This is a genomic window from Methylorubrum sp. POS3 (assembly GCF_043352485.1).
Classification (GTDB): domain Bacteria; phylum Pseudomonadota; class Alphaproteobacteria; order Rhizobiales; family Beijerinckiaceae; genus Methylobacterium; species Methylobacterium suomiense.
The window spans coordinates 1-3,371 of the sequence record NZ_JAPRBT010000005.1 but is presented as its reverse complement, the minus strand read 5'-3'; the positions used below and the strand labels follow the sequence as shown (position 1 = coordinate 3,371).

Sequence of the window (3,371 nt, the reverse complement as noted above, 5' to 3'; positions counted from 1 at the left end):
GTCGAGCGTCCACATCCCAGGAGGAATCGCTTGGCCTGGTAGCCGGGAGACGAACTTCTGGTGGGAGCACGGGGCCAGCCATCTCTCTTGGGCGATCGGCGGGATCGAGAACGCGATCGGCCCGAACAAGGTGCCGATCGCGCAATACTGGGGCGGCAACCAGCTGCGGGTTCAGCGCGGCGCCGGCATCGTCATGGATGGCGGCCGGATCACCGCCCTGTCGATCGATGCCGACCGGATCCAGGCCAACGCGATCCAGGCCCGGCACATCGCGGCAAACCAGGTCACCGGTGACAAGATCGTCGGTGGCTCCATCGTCGCCGGCCATATCGCCGCCGGGCAGATCACCGGAGCGCACATCGCGGCCGACACGATCGGTGCGGGGCATCTGGCCGCCGGGTCGATCGAGACACGGCATTTGAGGGTCGGCGTCGGCGGCAAGAACCTGATCGGCAACAGCGACTTCTCGGCCTACCCGGCGGGATACGTGCCGGCCCTCGCATGGGCCGCCAGCCAGTCGGGCATCGCCGGTAGCCTCGTCATCAACAGCAGCGGATCCACCTGGGAGCCGCCGGGGATGAAGTCGCTTCAGTTCAACTTCGCCGGGACACCGCCCGCGGGGCAGTTTGCCGATATCTACTGGTCGCGCCCTTCTACGGCGGGTCCGGAGGTTCGACAGATCCCGGTGCAGGGCGGTCAGCGCTATGAGTTCAGCGCCTATTCCAGCGCCCATCGCTGCCGCGCCCACGCGATCGTTGCATGGTATGCCAGCGATGGAACTTGGCTCGGGCAAGCCGACAGCACCGTGAATGAACGGGTCGCGAGCAGTGGCCCGCTCGTGAATTGGTTCAGGAATGGGCTCTTCATCAATACGCCTGCCAACGCAGCCTACGCCCTCATCACACTCCGCACGATCTTCACCGGCGAGAACATTCCCTACACCTTCTGGACGGGGCTCTACTTCGGGCAGGCCTCGGCCGGGCAGACCGAACTCTCCCCCTGGGGCGATGGCGCGATCACGACCGTCGACGGTGGAACCATCCGCACGGGCTCGATCACGGCCGATCGTCTGAGCGTCGGCTCGCTCTCGGCGGTCTCGGCCAACATGGGCACGGTCACGGCGGGCCGGGCGCAATCGCCCGACGGCAAGTTCGTGATCGACTTCACCGACAAGTACTTCGCCATCTTCGAGTAGGAGCCCCCCGATGCGAATGCGCGCGCTCGGCGGTCGCCATCCCGTCTCGGGGCAGATGGGGCTGTGGATCGCCCGGGACGGCTACGACTGCCGAACCGACGATCGGACCGACCGCAACAAGTTCCTGATCTCGACCGACTTTGCCGGCCGCAAGCCGATGCGGATCATCAAGGCCGGCTTCACCAATTCGAACACGCCGATCTTCCTCAGCTCGGCGCTGGCCCATCTCGGCGGCGAGCCGATGCTGACCTACCGGGTGATGACCGACGGGGCCAACGAGCGCGCCAACGCCTATTACGGCGCCGAGAACGACGGCCGCGGCGGGGGTTACGGTGGCACCGAGTTCCTCAACCGCTTCTTCGACGGCAACCCGGCCTACTTCCTGATCCAGGCGACCGGGGCACCGGCAAGCACGGCATACCTGCTCCGCTACATGGTCGCGCTGTTCTGATGGCGCAGATCCTCGACATCCGCGCCGACGCGCTGAAGGTGAGCCGGCCGGGCATCGACGTCCGCACGGCGGCCGAGAAGGATCTGCTGATCTCGCTCGGTGCCCGCAACGCGCAGATCGTCCAGCGCGGCTTCCTCCCGATGTCAGCCGGCGCCGAGACCCCCGGCAACCTCCCGGCCACGATGGGTTTGAGCACCTGGGTGTTCATCATCGGTTTCCCGGCCCAGACGAGCGTGCCGGACATCTGGGTCAGCCCGATCAGCACCGGCAACGTCGACGCCTCGCGCCAGAACAGCGCCTATCCGCCGACGATGCGGGTCAGCTTCGCCAGCGACCACGCCCGGGTCGAGTTCCACGGCTCGAACGGCCGCTCGGGCGGCTCCGGCAGCTATGCCGGGATGAGCTACATTCTGTTCCGCAAGAGGCTTGCCTCCTGATGTACTTCGACATGCGCGGCGCGGACTTCTTCCGCGTCCAGTCGGGCGGTGGCGGACGGATCGCCGACCCGCTCGACCCGAACGTGCTGTTCTCCGGCAGCTACGAGGATGGCCAAGGCCTGTTCTTCCAGCAGGAGGTCGCCGCGCCGGGCGTGGCGAACGGCAAGACCTACTTCATCGACTTCGGCCGAAGTTTCACCCGGCCGCCGATGACGTTCGGCGGCCTCAAGCTGACCCAGCCGGTGATCCAGAACAACGCCACGCTGTTCAACGCCGGCGAGTACATCGCGCCCTGCGCTCTGCGTCGAACGATCTACGGGCGTGGCCCGGTGATCGACTACCGGCTCGAGTGGGTCGTCTTCAACACCTCCCTGACGCTGGGGGTCGTCGGCTTCACCGGGACCTTCTCGGTGTTCGTCCTGGAGGTCGCATGAGCACCTTCGTCCGGTTCGATCCGGTGTTCCGCAACCTGATCGGCACCGAGAGCGGCATCGATCCGGCCGCCCTGCGCGCGGTGCTGCGCGAGGCTGGCGTGTCGTTCGTCGAGGTCGCGACGCTGCCCGGCCCGATGGATGCGCTCTACGTCGATGACACCGGCGCGCTGGCCGCGCGCATCGCGCTGCCGGAGGAGAGCCGCCCGGCCGACATCGACTCGGCGGTGGCGATAAGCGTGCCGGCAATCCCGCTACCGCCGGGCGGGGTGACCGAGCCGGCTGCCGGTACCGTGCTGCCGTCGGGCGAGACCCATGTGCGGGTGCGCGCCCCGGGCACCCTCGATCACTGGTTCACGATCCGGATCTGGACGGCCGAGGACGCGCGGCGGGAGCTGCTCGCCTACGCGGCCCACCGGCGCTGGGAACTGGAAACCGCCGGCGCACCCTTCCGCGGGCATCGCGTCGCCACCGACGACCGATCCAAGATCTTGATGATGAGTGCGGTGATGGCCGCCGGGCTGACGCCAGGCTGGTCGACGCGCTGGCAGTTCCTCGACGGCGGCGCGCTCAAGCTGAGCGGGGCGGACGTGACCGCGATGAGCCTGAGCGTCCAGGCCTACGTCAACGGGCTGTTCGGCCGCTTCGCCGCGATCAAGGACGCGATCGAGGCCGGCGAGATCACCACGACCGGCGAAATCGAGCATCGCTTCGACCGAGCTATCTGAGCAACCGGCGCTTAGGGTCAGAACCCATCCAGCCTGACCGCATCTAAGGACCGCTAAGGGTGCAGGCTGTGTGAAAACGCCCTGATCTGGTAGAGTAGTTTCCGATCTGAGGAGGTCGGGATGAAGCGC

Annotated in this window: 4 protein-coding genes and 1 pseudogene; all 5 read left to right on the top strand. The window is 67.2% G+C overall.

What is annotated here, in order from left to right:
• Positions 1–1,195 (top strand): annotated as a pseudogene (locus OWC43_RS23140) (hypothetical protein); the annotation flags it as partial.
• A 10-nt stretch (positions 1,196–1,205) separates the two neighbouring features.
• Entirely contained in the window at positions 1,206–1,646 is a 441-nt protein-coding gene (locus OWC43_RS23135) for a hypothetical protein (RefSeq protein ID WP_393958640.1), read from the top strand.
• Entirely contained in the window at positions 1,646–2,083 is a 438-nt protein-coding gene (locus tag OWC43_RS23130) for a hypothetical protein (RefSeq protein WP_393958639.1), read from the top strand. The genes OWC43_RS23135 and OWC43_RS23130 overlap by 1 nt, the downstream gene beginning before the upstream one ends.
• Positions 2,083–2,517: a hypothetical protein gene (locus OWC43_RS23125; protein ID WP_393958638.1), complete on the top strand. Its 435-nt coding sequence runs from the start codon at positions 2,083–2,085 to the stop codon at positions 2,515–2,517. The genes OWC43_RS23130 and OWC43_RS23125 overlap by 1 nt, the downstream gene beginning before the upstream one ends.
• A complete protein-coding gene (locus OWC43_RS23120) occupies positions 2,514–3,242 on the top strand; it encodes a DUF4376 domain-containing protein (protein WP_393958637.1) in 729 nt (242 codons plus the stop codon). Before OWC43_RS23125 ends, OWC43_RS23120 begins: the two co-directional genes overlap by 4 nt.
• The last annotated feature ends 129 nt before the right edge of the window (positions 3,243–3,371 follow it).

What these genes read in the sequence shown, in the direction of transcription:
- OWC43_RS23135 (WP_393958640.1), top strand. Translation starts at nt 1,206, where the DNA reads ATGCGAATGCGCGCGCTCGGCGGTCGCCATCCCGTCTCGGGGCAGATG.
- OWC43_RS23130 (WP_393958639.1), top strand. Translation starts at nt 1,646, where the DNA reads ATGGCGCAGATCCTCGACATCCGCGCCGACGCGCTGAAGGTGAGCCGG.
- OWC43_RS23125 (WP_393958638.1), top strand. Translation starts at nt 2,083, where the DNA reads ATGTACTTCGACATGCGCGGCGCGGACTTCTTCCGCGTCCAGTCGGGC.
- OWC43_RS23120 (WP_393958637.1), top strand. Translation starts at nt 2,514, where the DNA reads ATGAGCACCTTCGTCCGGTTCGATCCGGTGTTCCGCAACCTGATCGGC.